The organism is Streptomyces sp. NPDC020597 (genome assembly GCF_044335095.1).
GTDB lineage: Bacteria > Actinomycetota > Actinomycetes > Streptomycetales > Streptomycetaceae > Streptomyces.
Map to the genome: position 1 here is coordinate 1 of NZ_JBIRUL010000055.1, position 19444 is coordinate 19444.

The window sequence follows — 19444 nt, forward strand, 5'->3', positions numbered from 1 at the left end:
TTGGCGGCGGCGAACTCGGCGATGGTGTCGCCGGAGCGGGTGTAGCGGGTGTTGGTGTCGCCCATGACGACGACGGCGTTGCCCGCGGAGTGGGTCTTGATGAAAGCCGTCAGCTGGGCGAGGTTGTCGGCGCGCGAGGTCAGGTCGCCGGCGTTGGTGCCGGCGTTGGTGTGCAGGTTGTAGAAGTCGACGTAGACGCCCTCGGCGAGCCGTTCCCGGATGAAGGTGAAGCCCTTGGGGGTCAGGCAGTCGCCGGAGTCGACCTGGCATGAGTTCCAGCGGACCCGCTCGAAGTCGTCGGCGTCGTACGGGAGTTTGGAGAGCGTGTTGAGGCCGCTGCCGATGCCCGCGCCGCCGCTCGTGGGGGTGCGGTAGGCGTGTGCGGTGTCGGCGGCGTAGAGGTAGGAGTGGTAGTTGAAGTCCTCTTCGACGTGCACGATGTCGTAGGGCGCGATCCGCTGGCCGATGGCCGTGGTGCTGGTGTCGCGGGGCGTGGAGGCGCTGGAGAGGATCGCCGGCAGGCCCGCGACGTTGTAGGTGAGGGCGCTGAAGGACCCGGATGCCGGATCCGCCGCCGCGGCGGGCGTCGCGGTGGCGACGAATCCGCCGCAGGTGATGGCCGCGGCCGCGATGCAGGTGAGAAGACGGCGCATGAAGTGGAACTCCTGTGAGTGGGGAGGGGCAGCCGGAACGTACCGCTGGTAACCCGCTTCTGTCGTCGCCTCTGTCGAGGGAGATCAAAACTTGACCGCGTGGTCTAGTCCATGAGGCGGGCGACGGCTTGCCGCCGGGTGTCGGCAAGGTGAATCTCTCGACATGCGTCCGAACGGGCTTATGTTTGCGGCCGTTTGACCCGAAGCTCATGGTGGGGCCTCCGGGGGGCGGCAAAGGGGTGGCGGGCGCGGCGGGCCGTTCGCATGATCGCCGGAATATCTGACGAGTCAGGTATTGTTGGCCGGGTGAACCGCTCGCACCAGGCGGGTGCCACACCTTTCTGTCGAGGTCCTCGATGAAGCTGATCTATGTTTTCGACGCCTACTGCGGTTGGTCGCACGGCTTCTCCCCGACGCTCCGCGAGGTGACCTCGCGGCATCCGGAGCTCGCCGTCGAGGTCGTCTCCGGAGGTCTGTTCACCGGATCGCGCCGGGTGCCGATCCGCGAGTTCGGTTACGTCCAGGGCGCCAACGCCACGATCGCCGAGCTGACCGGCGTCGAGTTCGGCGAGGGGTACGAGAAGCTGATCGCCGACGGCTCGTTCGTGATGGACTCCGAAGCCGCGGCCCGAGGGCTCGCCGCCCTGCGGCAGGCCGCTCCCGAGCGCGCTGCGGAACTGGCCATGGCCCTGCAGCACGCCTTCTACGTCGACGGCCTCAGCCTCTCCGACCCGGAGACCTACCGGAAGCTCGCCGAGCAGGCGGGCCTGGGCGCGGCGGACGTCGCCGCCTTCGGGTCGCCCGGGACGCGGACGGCGGCCGAAGCCGACTTCGCCCGCGCCGCCGGACTGGGCGTCGACGGCTTCCCCACGCTCCTCGCCGTCGACGGGGGCCGCACGACCGCGCTGGCCCGCGGCCGAGCCACCGCCGACGACGTGGAGCGACGCCTCACGGCGTTCTCCGCCGCACACCCCTCCTGACCCGCCCCTTCCCCGACCGCCGCTGCGACCCCGACCGCCGCCCCGTCCCCGACCGCCGATCCCTCCCTGATCACCGTTCCGTCCCCGATCCCCCGAAGGACCGTCATGAGCACGCTCGACTTCAAGATCCTCGACCTGGACTTCCCCGCCGGCAGCAAGAACAAGACCGCCACCCTCGTCACCGGTGAGACGGACGCCCTGCTGGTGGACGCCGCCTTCACCCGCGCCGACGGGCATCGGCTGGCCGCCGAGATCCTCGACTCCGGCAAGCGGCTGACCACCGTCTTCGTCAGCCACGCCGACCCCGACTTCTACTTCGGCGCGGAGGTTGTCGCAGACGCCTTCCCGGAAGCGACGTTTGTCGCCACCGCGCCCGTCATCGAGCACATCCAGCACTCCTACGAGGGCAAGCTCAAGGCCTGGGCGGCGCTCGGCGCCAACCTGCCCACCCGCCTGGTGGAGCTCGAGCCCCTCACCGGGGACCTCACCCTGGAAGGCCACACCTTCGAGCTCAAGGGCGGCCCGGCCGCACTGCCGGACCGCCACTACCTGTGGCAGGCCGAGCACCGGGCCCTGCTCGGCGGCGTCCTGCTCTTCCAGCAGGAGCACGTCTGGGTCGCCGACACGCCCACCCCCGATGACCGCGCCGCCTGGGTCGACCTGCTCGGCGAGATGGCCGCCCTCGGCCCGGAGCTGGTCGTGCCGGGGCACCGCCTGCCCGACACCGCGGCGGACGCCACCGCGATCACCGCCACCCGCGACTACCTGCTCGCCTTCGAGGAGGAGCTCGGCAAGGCCGCCGACGGCGCCGCCCTGACCGAGGCGCTCGTCGCCCGCCACCCCGGCTACGGCATGCTCATCGCCGCCCAGATCGGCGCCAAGGTCGCCAAGGGCGAAATGAAGTGGGGCTGACATGAGCGAGTTCGCGACCTCCGCCGCCCCCGCAGACGTCGTACGCCGCCAGTACCTGGCCTCCGCGGCAGGTGACCTGGAAGCCCTCCGGGCCACCCTCGCCCCGGACGTCGAGTGGACGGAGATGGCCGGCTTCCCCCTCGCCGGCACCTACCGCACTCCCGACGGCGTCACCGCCAACGTGATGGAACGGCTCGGCAAGGACTGGACGGGCTGGACCGCCCACGACGACACCTACGTCGTCGACGGCGAGAACGTCGTCGTCCTGGCTCGCTACACCGCCGTCAACAACGCCACGGGCAGGGCGATCGACGTCAGGGTGGCGCACCACTTCGTCGTGCGCGGCGGACTCATCGTCCGCTTCGAGCAGTTCGTCGACACCGCACTCGTCCGCGACGCGATGACCGACTGAGCCGCCCGCCTGCCCACCTGTACGAGCACCACCACGACCGACGCCGTCGCCGACGTCGTGGGGAAGGCCCTCAAGGGCCGTGCACCCCCGGACGCCGGAGACGACGCCCGGGGGTGAGGCACGCTCAGGCGACGACGGCTCCCGTCACCGAGCTTCCGTCCCTGAGCACCCGGTACATCTCTGACCCTTCATCGTTGCCCGAGCGGGGATACCGCTGGTGGGGGGTGGTGAGGAACAGGTGGTGGAGAGGACGGGCCGTTCCCGGCGGAAGCGCGTGGCCTGGTTCGGGAGTCGTCTGTTCGTGTGCCCCGAGGCAGCCGTTCCCGGAGATCGCCGAAGCGTGTCGAAGCGCTTCACCTGGCGGTGAAGGTTAGTGACATCCTTCCTACTGAACAAGGGGCGAGAGCCCTGGAACCTCACACGCGCACGGTCGTTGACAGCGCTCGGAAGCGACCGGCGCCGTTGAAGCGCTTCGATTCACTGCCCCTTGCTCGGCGTTCCCGGCCGCACCGGCCGGTCGCTCACTCGGTGGTGCGCAGTGCGCTCCAGGTGTCGGGTCTCACGACGCCGTTGGCCTTGAGCCCCCGGTCGCTCTGGAAGGTCTGGACCGCGGCCTGCGTGCCGGCCCCGAACTCACCGGACGCGTCGGTGCCGGCCTCGCTGTATCCGCGCTCGGTCAGCATGCACTGAACCTGTCGTACGCGTTTGCCCGTGTCGCCGAGGCGGGTGCGTGCCTTGCCGGAGTAGTACGTGCACTCGGAGAGCCAGGGCGCCGGGTCGGTCACGGCGGACGGGGAGGCGGTGGACGGCGCGGCCGAGGGAGAACCGTCCGGTGCGGTCCCGGGAGCGGAGGCGTCGACGCGCCCGCCGGCGGCCGAGGCCGACGGCTCGGCCGCCGGGGTGGTGGCGCCGGGCCCGCCGCCCCGGTTCTCGACGGCTGCACCGTCCACGTCGGGGCGGGCGGGTGCGCTCGTTCCCCGTGGGGTCGGCGTCGTGGAAGCGGCGCCGGGTCCGACGTCGACGGCCGTGGTGACGCCGGCTTTCGGGGACGCGGTGGCGGGATGATCCTGGCCCGTGATCAGGATGGCCGCCGCGCCCACGGCACAGGTGGACAGGGCCGCGGCGGCGATCAGCAGCGGCTTGCGACGGCTCCGGGCGGGCGTCCGGGCCGCTCCCGACCCCCCTCCCGACCCTCCCGCCGGGGTCGCGGCCGGGTCGCCCTCCGCCGCCGAGGCGACGGGCTGGGCGGGGGGTACGGGGCCGGGCGCACCTGCGGCCGGGGCCGCAGACGGGGAGCCCGCCGACCGCAGACGGGGCGTGCCGGCGACGGGCAGGCGAAGCAGTTCCTCGTACGCCCGCTGCCGGGCCTGCACCTTGGCGTTCAGCGGCTCCGGCCAGGCGGACGGCACGGCGCGCGCACCGGCCGCGGCGATCAGCTGCTGCGGGGTGGGCCGCTGTGCGGGCTCCTTGGCCAGACAGGCGGTCAGCAGCGCGCCGAGTTCCGGGTCGGCCGCGGAGATCTCGCCGATCACCTCGGGGTGCGGTTCCTCGAACGCCACCCGGTGCATCACGTCGACGCCGGTGCCGTCGCCGAACGGGGCCTGGCCCGTCACCGCGTAGGCGAGCGTCCCGGCGAGCGAGAACACGTCCGACGCCGTGTCGGAGCGGCCCTCCCTCAGGTGCTCGGGTGACATGTAGGCCGGGGTGCCCACGCGGTTGCCCGTACCGGTGATCGCGCTCGCGTCCGCGGCCTTGGAGATGCCGAAGTCGATGACGTGTGCGCCCCGGACGGACAGCAGCACGTTGGACGGCTTCAGGTCCCGGTGCACGATCCCCTCGACGGCGAGTCCGGCGAGCGCCCGGCCCAGTTCCCCCACGAGACGCCAGACCGCGGCCGTCTCCAGGGTGCCGTCCTCGCGTACGGCTTCCGCCAGGTCGAAGCCGGGGAGGTACTCCGTGGCCATCCACAGCAGTTCGTCCTCGAAGCCCGTGCCGCACAGCCGTGGCGTGTGCGGCGTCCGAAGCCGGGCGTGCACCGACGCCTCCCGTTCGAAGCGGCGCCGGAAGCTGGGGTCCTCGGCGTACTCCGGCCTGATCACTTTCAGCGCGACCAGTTCGGGACTGCCGTCCGTGGGGCGGGCCAGGTAGACCCGTCCCATGCCTCCACTGCCTAACAGCGCGACCGGCATGTACGGGCCGACCCGCCGCGGGTCGCCGAGCCGCAGTGGCGAGGCACCGGTCTGCCGCAGCGTGGCCGCCGCATCGTCAGCAGGTCCCGGTCGCTGTCCCGACAAGAATTCCCCCGAAGTGACTTTCGATGAACGTTAGTTCGCCCCCATGGGACACGAGGCTAGCCCAGCCTGTGCGTTCGTTCAGCAATTCGGTCACTTCTGTGGGATTGACAGGTAGATAGTAGCCATGGCTATAGATGCCATGTACTCTTTCACTTCGGAGGCGCTCCGTCTCCGACCGACCGACGACAGCACCCTGGGGAGAGCGTCATGACCGCCACCGCACCCGGCTCCACCGAATCCCGCTCGGCCGGCCCCGTCGCCGACGCCCGCCTCCTCGGCCTGGCGCATTACGCCGCCCGCGGCGTCCTGGAGCACGTCCTGGCCCGCCACGGCATCACGTTCCTGCAGCAGATCGTCCTGCGTGCGGCGGTCACCGCCGACGCCCCGCCGAGCGTGGACGACGTCGTCGCCCAGGTCCGCGCCTCCCTCAAGGCCGATCCGGCCGACATCCGTGCCGCCGTCGACGAGTTGCAGTCCCGCCGGCTGCTCGTCGAGGACGGCGCGCGTCTTCGTTCCACCGCGGCGGGGCGCGACCTGCTCGCAGCCGTCGGGGCGGAGACCGCCCCCTTCACCGCCCGCATCTGGGGCGGGATGCCCGCAGAGGATCTCGCCGCGGCCGGCCGCGTCCTCACCCTCGTCGCCGAGCGCGCCGACGCGCAGCTCGCGGCGCTGAACGCCGAAGGTCCGGACCGGGAGCGCGTCGGCGGCGTCTGATGGAGCCCGGCGTCGCTCCGCCGCCTCGGCGCCACTCTTCCGCACCCTGCCGGGTGGTTCCGCCGGGCCGTCCCGAAGATGATGATGCCGAGTGGTCAAAAGGCGTGAACGGCGGGAAACCATGACGAAGGGTCCGACCTGATGAACGACGGTGCGTCCGGCGTGAAGGCAAGACCGCTGCGGGGCCGCGTCGCCTCCGCCGTCGCCGCTCTGATGGCGACGGTGACGGCTGCGGCGTTCCTGGTCTCGTGCAGCAGCGGCGACGGTGACGACGGCGGCGCCTCGTTCACCCCGCGCCCCTCCGCTCCCGACACGGCGTCCTTCTCCGGCGCAGCGCCTTCCGCGCTCGCCTCACTCGGCGCCTCCGTCAAGGAGTCCGTCCGCGCCGCCGCTTCCGCCGCCGCCTCGTCCGCCTCGGCGCGGGCCTCGGAGTTCGAGGCGTCGGTGTCCGCGGAGGTCGCGCGCGCCAACCAGGCCGCCGAGAAGAAGCTGAAGGGCGTCGAAGGACGGGGCAACGCGACCGCGGACGTCTCGCTCACCGGAAAGCCGCGTGCCGAGACGAGCGGCCTGCTGGCCGTCATCGTCAACATCACCAACAGCACGGACGAGAAGGCGTCCTTCGCCGTCCAGGTCGACTTCCGCGACTCCGACGGCAAGGTCGTCGAGACACGCTTCGTCGGCGCGGACGACCTCGCGGCAGGCGCCCGGGCCCATCCCCTCGCCATCAGCCGTAAGCCGCCCGAGCCGGCACTGACCGCCGAGGTCGCCAAGGCTGAACGCTACTGAGCGCACCGGGGGTCCTCGTCACCGCCCCGCGCTGCCCGGGTTGTCCGGGCAGCGCGGGGCACCGAGGCGAACTCGGCGGCCGTGTCGGTCAGGAGGCGGTCAGCCCTCCCGTGCAGGCCGCGCCGGGCTCGGGCGTCTGCGCACCCTGCACGTACTTGAGCAGGAACTGCTCGACCCGGGCGTCGGAGGCCTTCTCGACCGTCAGCTGACGGCCCCACGCGGACAAGGTGATCGTCCCGGCCTGGGTCCTGACCGGGCTCATGAGCGTGTACGGCGTCCTGTCGACCCTGTCGGCGAGGGCCTTCACGTCGGCGTCGGCGGCCCGGTCGTTGTACGTGACCCAGACGGCGCCGTGCTCGAGGGAGTGGACGGCGTTCTCGTTCGCTATGGCCTGCGTGTAGACCGTGCCGTCGCACGTCATCCACGCCTGGTGGTGGTCGCCGCCCACGGGAGGCTGCATCGGGTACGTGACGGCGGTGGCGACGTGGTTGCGGCCGAGCTTCTTGGCGTCCCAGGTCTTCTCACCGCGGACCGGCTTCTCCGCCGCGGCGGCCTTCTGCTCCTCCCGTTCGTTCGCGGCGTCGATGGCGTACGCGCCCCAGCCGACGAGAGCGGCGACGATGGCGCCGCTGAGGGTGACGGTGAGGATGCGGTTGCGACGCTCGCGGGCTCTCTCGGCGCGGCGCATCTCCTCGATGCGGTCCTTGCGGGAAGCCGCGGCGGCCTTCTTGCTGGTCTTGCTCATGGCAGGGTCGTCCTCGTCTCCGCCGTGCGGCGGTGAGTGCAGGGGGAAGGATGGATGCCGGTGCGCCCACGGGCGCGGGGCGTCCGTCTAGATCCGCTGCACCTTGAGGACGTGGAGATCGGGGGCGTTGCGGGAAGGCGGCAGACCGGTGGCACGGACGGTGACGGTCTGCCGGACCGGCGCCGGCGAGCACGGCAGGACGACCGGCAGCGGCTGGGGCGCCGTGGGGACCAGCGCGGGCCCGCCGTGCGCGGGCCGGGCGCAGCATCCGTCGCCCGCGTGGCAGTCACCGGGATGCGCCGACGCCATCGCATGGTGCGCGGCGGGCCGGCCGTCTGCCGGAGCCTGCGCGGCGGTCGTGACAGTGGTCGCGGTCGCCACGGCGGTGACGACGTGCGACGAGTTCGCGGTGTGCGACGAGTTCGCGGTGTGCGGGGCGGCCGCGGTGCGGGTGGTGGAGCCCAGGCACAGGGCCACGGCGACGAGCAGCACAGCCAGTGCGGCACACAGCGTCGCGGCGGGTGGGATCGTCCCCACATCGCAACGCCTGCGCCGGCCCGGGCTGTTCATCACGGCGATGCTAGCGGTGTCGCCGGACATGCCGATGGCCGGGGCCGCGCCGGACGATCAGCGCCCGCGGACGGCCGGCCGGGCGGCGGAGAGAGGTGGCCCGTGCTTGCCCCTGCCCCTCCCCGCCGCCGAAGGCGCCGCCTCAGCTCTCGCTCGAGGAGCCCGAGGAGTCCGGGGTGTCGGAGGAGCCGGAGCCGCGCTTGACCAGCCACCACGCTCCGCCGCCGAGTACGAGGAGGGCGACCACGATCACGGCGACCAGGGCCCCGGAGGACATGCCGTCGTCCTCGTCGGCAGCAGAGGCCTCGGCTGCCGACGAGGCGTTCGGCGCGCTCGGCGTGGCGGAGGGAGTGCCGGCGGCCGCACTGGGAGTGGGGGTCGCCGCCGCCGTCGGGCTCGCGTCGACCCGCTTGGCGCCCGGGGCCGCGGCCTTGAGCTTCAGGACCGGCGCCGGCTGTTCGGGCTCCTTGCCGCCGGTGGGCAGCTCGATCCAGCGGGACACCTCACCGTCGCTGTAGGTCTCGACGGTCTTGAACACGAGCTCCTTCACGTCGGGCAACTGCCGGACCCTGATCTTGTACTCGGCGTCGACACCGGTCTTCAGCGCCGGGCCGGCGAGGGTGTAGCCGTCCGCGGCGGCGGTCAGCTTCCAGCCCTTGGGGCCCTCGTCGAGAGTGACGTCGGCGGGGGTGATTCCCTCGGGCAGGACGACGCGAAGGTCGGTGAAGCCCGCTGAGGCGGACTCGGCCTCGGAGACGAAGCTCAGGGTGACGTTCTCCGCGAGGGCCTGGGGCTTGTCCGCCTCGACCTCCGCGTGCGCGGCGGCCGGGGCGGCGAGGGCGAGGGTGGCCGTCAACGCGAGGGCGCCGGAGAGGGCGAGACGTCGGCCGGCGCGTGCCGCCGGACGAGTGGAGAAGGACATGGGGGACTCCTGGATGACACGGGTGGATGCGGCCCCGCAGAGAGCGGGGCCGGTGAAGGACCGGAGGGCGTGCCCGCCGTGGCGGCCCCCTGCGCACCACCGCGTGCTCCAGTACCTCCTCCCGTGCGTGTGCCGCCGCCTCGGGAAATGTGCGGGACCGCCCATGGGGCAGCCGGGCAGTCGGGCGGTCCGGATCGGTGACCGCCCGCGGCCGTATCAGGGCCAGCGCGGCCGCGGCAGCCCCGGCGAGGGTGCGAAGTGTGCCGAGCGCCGCCCTCATCCGGGTGTCCGCACGATGCAGCAGCCAGGCCACCACCAAAGCGGCGGTCGTGTGCACCACGGTCATCGCAACTCCGGCGTGATGCCATGCGTGGCCGTCGCCGACGGTGGCCATGTGCCCTGCGTGCGAGGCGTGTCCGGTCCCGGTCGTCGGGGCGTCGCCGTCCGCGCAGGACAGCGCGAGATGCAGCACCCCCTGCGTCGCCAGGGTGACGCCGATCGTGGTGACCGGGGCACGGCGGCGTCGTGCGAGCGGCCAGACCGCCGAGAACTGCGCCACGGTCAACACGGTCACCAGCCGCCAGGGCACCGTGCCCTCGGCGACCGCGTGGTGGCCGAAGACCGCGAGGACGGTGCCGAGCGCGGCGAACAGCCCGGCCCGCGCACAGGTCCCCGCACGGTCTCCGGTCACGTGATCAGACGGCACGGTCGCCTATCTTCCTCCTGACGACCGGGCGCGTGGCGCGATCGCCCCGGAAGGCCCGGACCGTGACCCGCCACGGGCTCGGGGCGATCGGACGTCCCTCGTCGGCGACCCTGCGGCCGGCACCTGCGTTCACCTCGACGTATACGTCTGACCAGGCGGTCCCGTTCACCTGGGCGCGGTCCCGCGGACGGGCTCCCGCCGCGGAACGTCCGGCCGGCGTTGAGCAGTTCCTCGAACCGCTGCCACGAGTTTCGTAGAAAGCCCTTCCATCGCCGCTTCGGCTTGCCACTCTCTTCCTGCACCCGCGGATGTCATGTCCGCAACCACCGAACCGCCGATGGGATCTCCCATGCCTCGAACCAGCAGGACCTCCCGGCTCGTCAGAGCCACGACCGTCGCGGGCAGCGCCCTCGCCCTCACCGTCGCCCTGTCGGGCAGCGCTTCCGCAGGCGTGCTGCAGAACCTCCCCGAGAACGCCACCGCGTTCCAGACGTTCTTCGAGCCCGTGTACGACTACGACACGGACTCGTGCTACCCCGCCGCCGCCGTCGACCCGGCCGGCAACCTCAACGGCGGCCTGAAGCCGACCGGTTCCGTCACCGGACAGTGCCGCGGCGGCCACCTCGACCACGCCAACACCTACTCGCGGGCCAAGTGCAACAACGGCTGGTGCGGGATCATCTACGCCAGCTACTTCGAGAAGGACGAGGCCTCGCCCGGCATAGGCCACCGCCACGACTGGGAGTGCATGGTCGTCTGGGTCGTCCAGGGCGCGAACACGCCGTCGTACCTGTCCGCCTCCCGGCACGGCGGGTTCAGCACCCATCCGATCGCCGACGTCCCGATGAGCGGCCAACGCGTCATGGCCGTCTACCACAAGGACGGCGTCAGCACCCACGCCTTCCGCTTCGCCAAGTGGGGCGAGACGGCGGAGAACGACACCGGCGCCTGGCACCAGGAGAATTTGCTCACCTGGGACAACCTGGCGCCCAACGTGCGCAACGTGCTCAACGGTTCCGACTGGGGCGACGCCAACCTCCCCCTCCAGGACAGCAAGTTCAACGACACCCTCGACAAGGCCAAACCGTCCGGGATCCCCTTCGCCCCGTACGCCTGACGCCCACGAGGCACGGACCTCACGCATTCCCCGCAGCGGAGCCGGCTCACCGGCCCGGCTCCCGCCGCCGCAACGACGATCAGCCGCCCCCACACACGCCGGGGCGGCTGATCCGGGCCGGAGGCCGCCGAGTGCCACGCACGCCGCTCGGCGGAGCGGACGCGCCGGTCAGAACGCGCCGTAGTTGACCTGCCAGGTCGGCAGGCCCATCCGGCGCCACACCGCGACGACGCGATCCCGGTCGTCGAGGGAGACCCGCACCGCGAACCGGTGACGCACATGCCGGTCGAACAGCTCCGCCTTCACCACGTCGTCGCGGCGGCCGTCGCCCGCGGCACGCATCCACAGCTCGTCGTACGGGACCTCGTGCGCGCGCAGCCACGCCTCCGTCCGCTCGCGGTGCTCCTCACCGCGGCCCGAGAGCAGGACGATGACATCGCCGTCGGCGCCCCGGAACGAGCGCAGCGCACCGCGCACCGACACGTTGAGCAGGTCCTCCCCGCACCGGGTGAAGTCGAACGGGCCCCGGGCGCCCCGCAGGGCGAGCGTGCCGTCGATGTCGCACATGACGGCCGAGGGGAGGGCCGGGTCCGCGACATACGGCTCGACGGACGGCTCGTCGTTGAGCCACTCCGCGGTGAGCCGCCAGCCGCCCCGCCTCGCCACGCCGTGCTTGTGGGCGAGGAGGCGGATGATCTCCTCGCCGACCGTCCGCTCCCGCTCGGCGTCGCGTCGGACGCACTCCTCCACCGGCACGTCGGTGAAGTCGTGCACGACGAAGACGGCCTGTCCCGCCACGGCGGCCTTCAGCCGCTTGGGGATGTGCGGAGTCATGTGCGTGTTGTCCACCACGACGTCGAAACCGCCGTCTACGGCCGCGCGCACCGCCGCGTCCTGGATCGCCAGCACGGTCTGCTCGTGCGCGTGCGACCGGCCGCGCTCGGGTGCCGGGACGTCGAGCATCGCCCGCAGGTCGTCGAGGTTGACACGACGCATCCGGCCCTCGGACTCCGCCTGCATCCTGCGCGCGGCGGTCGTCTTCCCCGAGGCCGGAAGCCCCGTCATGACGTGTACTACGGGCACGGTCAGTTCTCCTCGTCGGTCTTGAACGGGTCGGACGCCTCCGGCCGGGTGGAACGGTACGTCACGAGCTCGGTCGGGCGCCCGTCCAGGCGCAGGAACATCGCGGGGCGCAGCGCCGCGTCGGGCAGCGCCCTCACGGCGCGGGCGAAGGCCCCCCGGTCGCCGGCGAGCGGGGCGAGGGACCGGAACGCCTCGTCGATCGCCCGCTCGCGGTCGTCCACCTGCTTGTCGATCCCCGCGATGACACCGCGCACCCAGCCGTCGAACTCGTCGGGCACCTGCTCCAGCAGCGCGTCCAGCGGCCGTCCCCCGGACGCGGCGACGTCCTCGGCCGAGCAGCCGAGCGCCTGGGCGACCTGCTTGGCGGGCAGCCCAGCGAACCTCTGGATGCCGTGACCGCGCCAGACGTCCCGCTCGGTCACGCCCGTGAGGACCTTGTGGAGCCGGACGTACTCGGCCAGCTTGGCCTTGGCCCGCACCCCCGAGGCGAAGCGCAGCACGAACCCCTCGGCCTCGGTGCCGGTGGCCGCCCGGCCACCGGGCAGCCGGTTGTCCTCGGCCAGGGCCAGCAGCTCGCCGAGCGGCATGGCGGGCCACACGGTGACGACCGACCCGATGTCGCCCCAGTGCGTCCCGGCCTCGGCCAAAGCGACTTCCGTGCCGTCCTTGGCGAACGCGGCCAGCAGCACCAGGTCACGACGCTCGCCGTAGTCGACGACGATCCGGTTCTGCGGGTACAGGACCTCGGCCAGATAGGTGAGCCCGGGAACCAGGCGGGAGGTGTCCTTGCCGTCGAGCAGGCGCTGCGCCCAGGTGGCCTGGGTGCTGATGAACGAGCCCTTGGACGCGACCCGCCACCGGCCCGCGTAGTGGAAGACCACCGCAAGACTGCCGTCGACCTTCTCGTACACCTCGAACGGTTCGTCCGGGAGCTCGGGCGCGTAGGGCTGACGGGCGGTGTGCTCACCGACGTTGAAGAACTTGGGCAGCGGCAGCGCGACGATCTCACCGGTGACGTCGTCGGCGACCAGGCCCCGGCAGCGGGTGGTCACACGGTTCCACAGCCGTTCGTACTGGCAGACCCGTGTGTACGTGTATATGGACAGCGGCAGTTCCGGGTGCGGCTTGCGCGTGACGTGCCCCGCGTCGAGCGCGGCCGCCAACTCCTGCGGCGGCAGCAGCTCATGAAGAGTCAGGTTGACCTGGCTCATGGTTGTTCCTCCCCTTGCTGGTCCCTGATTGTCACGCAGGGGGAGGGCCGGTGAACAGCCATTTTGCTCCGGGCCTGGGACACTCGCTCACCGAGAACGGCAGGCGCCTCGACGACGCGCTCCCACCGCCCCCAACGCCGGTCGACCAGGGCCGGCCATTGGCGAAACAAATGCCCTCGGCCGGGCTCGGGAAGGGGGCGCGGAGGCCTTCCACGGGCTCCGGGACACGATGCGGGCCCGCTGCCCACTGTACGGGCCGGTCATCTTGGCGCAGGGCTCCGTCCGGCTGTCCACGGCTTTGCGGAAATGGCTCTGACCTGGTGTTTTGGGGGAATCCTCGTAGGCTGGGGGCCGTCTGTCGGACCGTCACGGGAGGGGTTTCGATGAGTGCGGAAGACCTGAGGTACGACGCTGCCCATATCGAGGTGCTCGAGGGTGTGGAGGCCGTGCGAAGGCGGCCCGGGATGTGGGTCGGCTCGACCGCCGAACGCGGTCTGCACCAGCTGGTGTTCGAGGCGGTGGGCGGGGCGGTGAACGCGGTCCTGGCCGTCGGCGGCGGCCGCGTCGACGTCACCCTCACCCCCGACGGCGGTGTGATCGTGGAGGACGACGGGCCGGGCGTCCCCTTCGACGGTGACGAGGGCGACGACGGCGACGAGGGGGCCGATGGCGACGAGGGGGCCGATGGCGACGTGGGCGCCGAAGGGCCGGGCCTCGAAACGCTGCTGACCGGAGTCCGGGCCGCACCGGAGCCCGCCGGCCGCCACTTCGCCCACGTGGGGCATTTCCATGTGGGCCTGATCGTCGTCAACGCCCTGTCGAGCCGGCTCACGGCCGAGGTCCGGCGCGAGGGCGTGCGCCGGGCCCAGGAGTACGCCCGCGGTGTGGCTCTCGCCCCACCAGCCGTCGTGGGATCCACGACGACGACAGGCACGACCCTCGCCTTCCGGCCCGATCCCGAGGTCTTCGTGACGACCCGGTGCTCGTTCGCCGTCCTGGCGGAGCGCCTGCGGCAAGTGGCCTTTCTCCACCGCGGCCTGGAGATGTCGCTGACCGACCACCGTCCGGCCGCAGGGGCGCGCCATGTGAGATTCCGATTCCCCGACGGCGTACGGGACTTCGTGGCCGCCCTCGATGCGGAGGCCGGCGGGGTCTTCGACGCGGACGTCATCGCCTTCGAGCGGGAGGACCCCCGGATGGCGGGGACGATGGAGGTGGCGCTGCTGTGGCACGGCCGCGGCCGGGTGCGCGGCTTCGCCAACAGCCGCCCCACGTTCGAGGGCGGCGCGCATCTGGACGGCTTCCGGGACGGGCTGGCGACCGCGGTCATGGCGTACGGACGTGAGCGCGGGCTGCTGACGGCTGCCGCCGAAGCCGAAGCCGAAGCCGAAGCGGGAGCCGGAGCCGTAGCCGACGGGATCCTGGAGGGCGTCACCGCCGTCGTGTCGGTGAAGCTCGACCACCCCGAGTTCCTCGGCGCCACGCGTACCCTCCTGGGCGGCCCGGAGGTGCGCGACTGCGTCCGTGAGGCCGCCCGGGACCATGTCGGCGCCTGGCTGGTCGCGCACCCGGCGGACGCCGCACGGATCGTCGACCGGATCAACCGCAGCGCCGCCCTCGACTGACGGCGGCGGACCGGCCCGCCGCCGTGTCGCCCGGAGTCGGCGCTCACCATCCAGGGCGCTCGCCGTGCTGACGCAGCGTCCACTCGGCCTGGAGCCATCGACGGTGGGGCTTCCCGCTCGTCGAACAGAGTCCTCACGGCGGCGTCGGACCGGGCGAGGTGGTCGAGGGCCTCCTGGCCGAACACGGCCATGGCGCGGACGGCTTCGCCGGGTGTGTAGGGCTCGGAGAACGCGGGACGGTGCCGGCTGACGCCGGCGGCCCGTCCCGCAGGTTCGCTGTCTCCTTCCGCCGGCCGCCTTTCCGGCGGTCGGCCGGAGCCGGATCAGTCCACGTTCACCATCTTCCACAGCTGGCTGTCGGCGCTCGTGTCCGTCGACTGGACCAGCTGAGTGCCTCCCGAGGACACGGTGAGCAGGTCGTTGCTGTTCACGTTCTTGACCTTGTAGTAGCCGTTTCCGGCGGCGACCAGCGTCCACCGCTGGCTCGGGGCGTTGGTGTCGGACGACTGCACGATGTTCGCGCCGTCCGTGGTGACGCCGCCGCTGACGTCCATCAACAGGGCGCTGTTCCGGCCGACGATCTCGTAACTGCCGTCACCCACCGGGACGAAGCGCCAGTTCTGGTTCAGGGCTCCGCCGTCGGTCCACTGGATGACGTTGGCTCCCGCGGCCCTCGATGCGCCCGAGACGTCGACCGCCTTGGAGCTGCCCTTGTTGACGATCTTGTAGTTGGCGTCGGTCGCGGGGAACGCCATGGATGCGAACGCGTCCAACGCACAGACGGTGTTGGAGGCGGCGGCGTTCTTCGTGCCGGTGCACACCACCCTGATCGTGTGCGGGCCCGCCGGGAGATCCGTCCTCTCGAACAGCGGCACCTGCTTCGTCACCGTCGAGGCGTAGGCGTCGACGCCCGCCTGGGCGAGGGCGCCGTCGACGTAGACGTCCACCTTGCCCATGTTCGGCTGCGTCATGCTCAGGTAGCGGACGCCCGAGCCGGTGAACGAGAACTCGGCGTAGTTGCCCGCGGTGTTCGTGTACTTCTCCGACCCGTTCATGTCCTTCGTGTCGTTCCAGTTCGACCACGTGCCGGAGTAGGTAACGCCGGCCGCCTTGTCGTCGACGTGGTTCCAGCGCTGCCGCACGAGCGCCTTCGACGCGGCGGAGGCGTTCCCCTGGGCGTCGACGACGTACAGGCGGTAGTCACCTGGGGCCTGCGGGACGTTGATGGCCGTCGAGGTGCCGCTCGCGCTGGTCATGGTGGGGCCGGCGGTGAACGTCGTCGTACCGGCGGGGGCCAGCCAGAGTGTCTTGGTCGCGTCCTTCGGGCTTCGCACCGCGATGCTCACGACACCCTTGCCGGTGAAGGTGCCGGCGGGCAGTGCGTAGTCCTGCAGGGTCGTGTTGCCGGCGGGGACGATGTCCTTGTAGGCGTCCTCCAGGCCCGCGTTCACCGCGATGCCGTACGCCTGCGACGGCCACACGCGGTCGGCGTACACGCGCACGTCGTCGATGGTGCTGTTCGGGACGCTCTTGCTGAAGATCGTGTTGACGGGGCCGTAGGTGTTGGTGATGGTCAGGTCGTGCTGCTTGCCCCAGGTGCCGGAGTTGATGGCGTAGGCGACGTTCGGGTCGACGTCGAGGACGTTGTCGTGTTCGTTGATGTGGGCGGAGCCTTCGTCGGGGTGGATGCCGTACTTGTGGCCGGCCGGCACACCCTGGAGGAAGTTGTCGCCGATCTCGGTGCCGGGCTGGTTGCCCAGTGTGTAGATGGGAGCGGAGTCGCCGAGCACCTGCATGGTGTCGATGAGCTCGTTGTACTTGACGGTGTTGTTCTTCGCCGTGGTGGTCGGGTTCCCGGGATTGATCGAGCCCGTCGAACCGTCGAAGTTCCACCATCCCCAGCCGAGTGTGATGCCCGCCCACGGGGACTTCTGGATGCGGTTGTGCTGTACGGACAGGGAGTCCGCGAAGTACGCCGACACGGGGCTCGACCCCTGGAACAGGACCGCGCTGTCGTAGAGGTAGTTGTCCGTGACGGTGATGTTCTTGCAGACGCCCTCGACGTTCACCGGGTACTTCTCGTGGTTGGCCGAGGTGTAGTCCCCGATGTACACGTGCTGGGGGTGCCCCACGGTGAGGGCGGATCCGGCTGTGTCATTGACGTAGTTGCCGGTCAGCTGTGAGTCCGTCACGTCGTTGGCCAGGGTGATCCCGTCGGCGCCGGTGTGCTGCACCGTGTTGCGCTGCAGGACGATCCCGTCGGCGTTCTCGATCTGGATGATCGCCGGCGGCAGGTCGACGTTGCGGTAGGTGTAGGCGTGGAAGTTCTTCCTCGTGTACACGGTCGAGCCGGCGTTGCCCTGCTGGCCCTGCCGGAAGACGGAGCCCGCGACGTTGAACAGGTTCCAGTCGGAGTGCTCGACGGTCAGCCCGGAGAACGTGATGTTCCGCGCGTGGTCGGTCGTCGACGTGCCGGCGATCTTGAGGAGGGTGGGCAGGTGGTTCGGCGCGAAGACCTTCGCCGTCGCCAGGTTCTCCGAGTCGGACTTGTAGTAGTACAGCTCGTGATTCGTCTTGTCGAAGAAGAACTCGCCTGGCTGGTCCAGGAATTCGTAAGCGTTCATGAACGTGTGGGCGCCGTTGGGGTTGAAGTTGCCGTTCGGTGGTCCCTGGGCGATGGCCGCGCCCGGCTGCTGGAACAGGGCCACGCGGTTGGCGCCGTCCGAGCTGGTGGTGATCTGGCGGACGCCCACGATGGCCGTGGTCCAGGTCGTCGCCGACTTGATCTCGACGTCGTCCTGGTCGGACGCGACGGCGGGCAGGTCGGAGAGGCCGTACTTGGCCCCGTCGCACTGGGAACCCGACTCCCAGGCCCAGGGGGCCTGGCCGGCCGTGACGGTGTAGGTCCCGTAACACCCGGCCGAGGTGATCGTCTTCGAAGCCATCGTGGCGCGCTTGTCGTTGACGTACAGCGCGCGGAGCTTGTCGTCGCGGTTCAGCGGGGCCTTCCAGATGTTCCCGCTGTGCTGGGTCCAGCCGGTCACCTGGACGCCTCCGTCGAGGACCGGCTTCTCGCCCGGGTAGGCGGCGTAGACGACGCGGTGCCCGTTCGTGCCGGAGTCGGCCGAGGTGAAGCCGATGGTGCTGCTCACCGGGTAGGTGCCGCCGCGCAGATAGACGTTGATGTCTCCGGTCATGGCGTCGTTGACCGTGCGCACGACGTCCCGTGCGTGCTGCAGGGTCTTGAACGGCGCCGTGATCGTGCCGGCGTTGGAGTCGTTGCCGTCGGGGGCGACGTAGTAGGTCGCCTGGGTCGCGGCCGAGGCCGGCGTCGGCGCCGGGAGGGCTGTCAGCAGCGCGACGGTGATTCCCACCGCGAGCGCGACGGACGTCCTGCGGACGGGAGAGGTGTGTCTCGTCATCGTCTGCCCCTCCTGCTGGTTCGTACGGTCGGGCAAGCGTTCATACGGCGGCTCCGTACATGTTCGCGAGGCGGTTGAGCGGATCTTCTTCAGGCTTGAAGGCGGAGGCTGGGGGCGGGTCGGCGCGCACCGTCGGCCAGGGCGCGGTTTCACCCGTGACGGGGGAGCGGTGGACGTAATCGGTGGGGCGGGCGGTGGCGGGCGCCCGCTGCGTCGTCGGCATACGTTTCCGTCACCTGATCAGTCCCTCCGACCGGAGTTCGTCCCAGAGTGACTCGGGGACGGTCTCCCGGTGGAGTGCCGCGTTCCTTGTCACCTGGTCCCGGTCCCGCATGCCGAGGGTGACGTTGACGACGCTGGGGTGTGTGCAGGGGAAGGCGATGGCGGCGGCGGGGAGGGTGGTGCCGTGTGCGGTGCAGAGGTCGGCGATGGCGCGGGCGCGGGCGACAAGGTCGGGTGGGGCGTCCTGGTAGTCGTACTTCATGCCTTCGGCGGGGCGGTCGCGGGAGAGGAGGCCGGAGTTGAAGACGCCGACGGCGACGACGCTCTTGCCGTGTTCCTCGGCGGCGGGCAGGACGTCGTCGAGGGCGGACTGGTCGAGGAGGGTGTAGCGGCCGGCGAGCATGACGACGTCGGCGGCGGTCTCGCGCAGGAAGCGGGCGAGCATGGCCGACTGGTTCATGCCGGCGCCGATCGCGCCGATGACGCCCTGGTCGCGCAGCTCGGCGAGGGCGGGCATGGCCTCGTCGGCGGCCTGACGCCAGTGATCGTCGGGGTCGTGCAGGTAGACGACGTCGAGGCGGTCCAGCCCGGTGCGGCGCAGGGTGTCCTCGAGCGACCGCAGGACGCCGTCGCGGCTGAAGTCCCATTGGCGGCGCAGGTCGTCGGGCACGGCGAAGCCCTCGGTGTCGGCGCCTCGCGGATGCTCGTTCGGGACGAGCAGCCGTCCGACCTTCGAGGAGATGACGTACTCCTCGCGTGGACGATCCCGCAGAGCGGCTCCGAGGCGGCTCTCCGAGAGGCCGAGCCCGTAATGGGGCGCCGTGTCGAAGTACCGGATGCCTGCCTGCCAGGCGGCGTCGACCGCGCCGGCCGCGACCTCGTCGGGAGTGACCCGGTACAGGTTGCCGATGACCGAGGCTCCGAAGCCGAGTTCGGTGAGGGAGACCGACGTGTTCGTGATCCGCCGTCGCTGCATGGCGTCGGTGGTGGTCATCGGCCGAGCCATCCGCCGTCGACGGGGAGGGTGATGCCGTGGATGTAGGCGGCGGCGTCGGAGGCGAGGAAGACGG

17 protein-coding genes and 1 pseudogene are annotated in these 19444 nt (G+C 71.3%); 8 read left to right on the forward strand and 10 right to left on the reverse strand.

The window, feature by feature from the left end; genetic code table 11:
• Window positions 1-653: pseudogene (locus ACH4ZA_RS39200) on the reverse strand (endonuclease); the annotation flags it as partial.
• A 356-nt stretch (window positions 654-1009) separates the two neighbouring features.
• On the opposite strand from ACH4ZA_RS39200, the gene ACH4ZA_RS39205 reads away from it, so the two are divergent.
• The 3 genes from ACH4ZA_RS39205 to ACH4ZA_RS39215 all read left to right on the forward strand — a co-directional run bounded on the left by ACH4ZA_RS39205 (window position 1010) and on the right by ACH4ZA_RS39215 (window position 2957).
• Window positions 1010-1633 carry a DsbA family protein gene (locus ACH4ZA_RS39205; protein WP_398433797.1) on the forward strand — a complete coding sequence of 208 codons (624 nt, stop codon included), beginning with the start codon at window positions 1010-1012 and terminating at the stop codon, window positions 1631-1633.
• A 105-nt stretch (window positions 1634-1738) separates the two neighbouring features.
• Entirely contained in the window at window positions 1739-2545 is an 807-nt protein-coding gene (locus ACH4ZA_RS39210; protein WP_398433798.1) for an MBL fold metallo-hydrolase, read from the forward strand.
• A 1-nt stretch (window position 2546) separates the two neighbouring features.
• Window positions 2547-2957 carry a nuclear transport factor 2 family protein gene (locus tag ACH4ZA_RS39215; RefSeq protein WP_398433799.1) on the forward strand — a complete coding sequence of 137 codons (411 nt, stop codon included), beginning with the start codon at window positions 2547-2549 and terminating at the stop codon, window positions 2955-2957.
• A gap of 521 nt (window positions 2958-3478) precedes the next feature.
• On the opposite strand, the gene ACH4ZA_RS39220 is transcribed toward ACH4ZA_RS39215, so the two are convergent.
• On the reverse strand, window positions 3479-5116 hold the full coding sequence (locus tag ACH4ZA_RS39220; RefSeq protein ID WP_398433800.1) for a protein kinase: 1638 nt from the start codon (window positions 5114-5116) through the stop codon (window positions 3479-3481).
• 342 nt (window positions 5117-5458) lie between these two features.
• Here ACH4ZA_RS39220 and ACH4ZA_RS39225 point away from each other — a divergent pair, with 342 nt between their 5' ends.
• Window positions 5459-5965: a MarR family transcriptional regulator gene (locus tag ACH4ZA_RS39225; protein WP_398433801.1), complete on the forward strand. Its 507-nt coding sequence runs from the start codon at window positions 5459-5461 to the stop codon at window positions 5963-5965.
• A gap of 141 nt (window positions 5966-6106) precedes the next feature.
• Window positions 6107-6751, forward strand: a complete 645-nt coding sequence (locus ACH4ZA_RS39230) for a hypothetical protein (RefSeq protein ID WP_398433802.1) — start codon at window positions 6107-6109, stop codon at window positions 6749-6751.
• 88 nt (window positions 6752-6839) lie between these two features.
• On the opposite strand, the gene ACH4ZA_RS39235 is transcribed toward ACH4ZA_RS39230, so the two are convergent.
• From ACH4ZA_RS39235 to ACH4ZA_RS39245, 3 genes are all read right to left on the reverse strand, one after another.
• Window positions 6840-7496 (reverse strand): DUF3105 domain-containing protein, encoded by a 657-nt coding sequence (locus ACH4ZA_RS39235; RefSeq protein WP_398433803.1) that lies wholly within the window; start codon window positions 7494-7496, stop codon window positions 6840-6842.
• An 87-nt stretch (window positions 7497-7583) separates the two neighbouring features.
• Window positions 7584-8066: a hypothetical protein gene (locus ACH4ZA_RS39240; protein ID WP_398433804.1), complete on the reverse strand. Its 483-nt coding sequence runs from the start codon at window positions 8064-8066 to the stop codon at window positions 7584-7586.
• 142 nt (window positions 8067-8208) lie between these two features.
• The gene (locus tag ACH4ZA_RS39245) at window positions 8209-8988 is read right to left on the reverse strand and encodes a DUF1775 domain-containing protein (protein ID WP_398433805.1); all 780 of its coding nucleotides are present in this window, start codon (window positions 8986-8988) and stop codon (window positions 8209-8211) included.
• Between the two features lie 500 nt (window positions 8989-9488).
• On the opposite strand from ACH4ZA_RS39245, the gene ACH4ZA_RS39250 reads away from it, so the two are divergent.
• Together ACH4ZA_RS39250 and ACH4ZA_RS39255 are read left to right on the forward strand one after the other, a co-directional pair.
• Complete coding sequence (locus tag ACH4ZA_RS39250) at window positions 9489-9683, forward strand: hypothetical protein (protein ID WP_398433806.1); 195 nt, start codon at window positions 9489-9491, stop codon at window positions 9681-9683.
• 360 nt (window positions 9684-10043) lie between these two features.
• On the forward strand, window positions 10044-10811 hold the full coding sequence (locus ACH4ZA_RS39255; protein WP_398433807.1) for an NPP1 family protein: 768 nt from the start codon (window positions 10044-10046) through the stop codon (window positions 10809-10811).
• Window positions 10812-10979: 168 nt separating this feature from the next.
• Here the strand turns inward: ACH4ZA_RS39255 and ACH4ZA_RS39260 are convergent, their stop codons facing one another.
• Together ACH4ZA_RS39260 and ACH4ZA_RS39265 are read right to left on the reverse strand one after the other, a co-directional pair.
• On the reverse strand, window positions 10980-11894 hold the full coding sequence (locus ACH4ZA_RS39260; RefSeq protein ID WP_398433808.1) for an AAA family ATPase: 915 nt from the start codon (window positions 11892-11894) through the stop codon (window positions 10980-10982).
• Window positions 11895-11896: 2 nt separating this feature from the next.
• The gene (locus ACH4ZA_RS39265; protein ID WP_398433809.1) at window positions 11897-13105 is read right to left on the reverse strand and encodes a T4 RnlA family RNA ligase; all 1209 of its coding nucleotides are present in this window, start codon (window positions 13103-13105) and stop codon (window positions 11897-11899) included.
• Window positions 13106-13488: 383 nt separating this feature from the next.
• On the opposite strand from ACH4ZA_RS39265, the gene ACH4ZA_RS39270 reads away from it, so the two are divergent.
• On the forward strand, window positions 13489-14730 hold the full coding sequence (locus ACH4ZA_RS39270) for a DNA gyrase subunit B (protein WP_398433810.1): 1242 nt from the start codon (window positions 13489-13491) through the stop codon (window positions 14728-14730).
• Between the two features lie 323 nt (window positions 14731-15053).
• On the opposite strand, the gene ACH4ZA_RS39275 is transcribed toward ACH4ZA_RS39270, so the two are convergent.
• From ACH4ZA_RS39275 to ACH4ZA_RS39285, 3 genes are read right to left on the reverse strand one after another with little or no spacing between them, the layout of a single operon-like run.
• Window positions 15054-18152: an RICIN domain-containing protein gene (locus ACH4ZA_RS39275; RefSeq protein WP_398433811.1), complete on the reverse strand. Its 3099-nt coding sequence runs from the start codon at window positions 18150-18152 to the stop codon at window positions 15054-15056.
• A 40-nt stretch (window positions 18153-18192) separates the two neighbouring features.
• On the reverse strand, window positions 18193-18375 hold the full coding sequence (locus ACH4ZA_RS39280; protein ID WP_398433812.1) for a hypothetical protein: 183 nt from the start codon (window positions 18373-18375) through the stop codon (window positions 18193-18195).
• 9 nt (window positions 18376-18384) lie between these two features.
• On the reverse strand, window positions 18385-19350 hold the full coding sequence (locus tag ACH4ZA_RS39285) for an aldo/keto reductase (RefSeq protein WP_398433813.1): 966 nt from the start codon (window positions 19348-19350) through the stop codon (window positions 18385-18387).
• Between the last annotated feature and the right edge of the window lie 94 nt (window positions 19351-19444).

Excerpts from the sequence above, each read along its gene's own strand:
- ACH4ZA_RS39205 (WP_398433797.1), top strand. The coding sequence starts at position 1,010 with ATGAAGCTGATCTATGTTTTCGACGCCTACTGCGGTTGGTCGCACGGC.
- ACH4ZA_RS39210 (WP_398433798.1), top strand. The coding sequence starts at position 1,739 with ATGAGCACGCTCGACTTCAAGATCCTCGACCTGGACTTCCCCGCCGGC.
- ACH4ZA_RS39215 (WP_398433799.1), top strand. The coding sequence starts at position 2,547 with ATGAGCGAGTTCGCGACCTCCGCCGCCCCCGCAGACGTCGTACGCCGC.
- ACH4ZA_RS39220 (WP_398433800.1), bottom strand. The coding sequence starts at position 5,116 with ATGGGACGGGTCTACCTGGCCCGCCCCACGGACGGCAGTCCCGAACTG.
- ACH4ZA_RS39225 (WP_398433801.1), top strand. The coding sequence starts at position 5,459 with ATGACCGCCACCGCACCCGGCTCCACCGAATCCCGCTCGGCCGGCCCC.
- ACH4ZA_RS39230 (WP_398433802.1), top strand. The coding sequence starts at position 6,107 with ATGAACGACGGTGCGTCCGGCGTGAAGGCAAGACCGCTGCGGGGCCGC.
- ACH4ZA_RS39235 (WP_398433803.1), bottom strand. The coding sequence starts at position 7,496 with ATGAGCAAGACCAGCAAGAAGGCCGCCGCGGCTTCCCGCAAGGACCGC.
- ACH4ZA_RS39240 (WP_398433804.1), bottom strand. The coding sequence starts at position 8,066 with ATGAACAGCCCGGGCCGGCGCAGGCGTTGCGATGTGGGGACGATCCCA.
- ACH4ZA_RS39245 (WP_398433805.1), bottom strand. The coding sequence starts at position 8,988 with ATGTCCTTCTCCACTCGTCCGGCGGCACGCGCCGGCCGACGTCTCGCC.
- ACH4ZA_RS39255 (WP_398433807.1), top strand. The coding sequence starts at position 10,044 with ATGCCTCGAACCAGCAGGACCTCCCGGCTCGTCAGAGCCACGACCGTC.
- ACH4ZA_RS39265 (WP_398433809.1), bottom strand. The coding sequence starts at position 13,105 with ATGAGCCAGGTCAACCTGACTCTTCATGAGCTGCTGCCGCCGCAGGAG.
- ACH4ZA_RS39270 (WP_398433810.1), top strand. The coding sequence starts at position 13,489 with ATGAGTGCGGAAGACCTGAGGTACGACGCTGCCCATATCGAGGTGCTC.
- ACH4ZA_RS39275 (WP_398433811.1), bottom strand. The coding sequence starts at position 18,152 with ATGACGAGACACACCTCTCCCGTCCGCAGGACGTCCGTCGCGCTCGCG.
- ACH4ZA_RS39280 (WP_398433812.1), bottom strand. The coding sequence starts at position 18,375 with ATGCCGACGACGCAGCGGGCGCCCGCCACCGCCCGCCCCACCGATTAC.
- ACH4ZA_RS39285 (WP_398433813.1), bottom strand. The coding sequence starts at position 19,350 with ATGCAGCGACGGCGGATCACGAACACGTCGGTCTCCCTCACCGAACTC.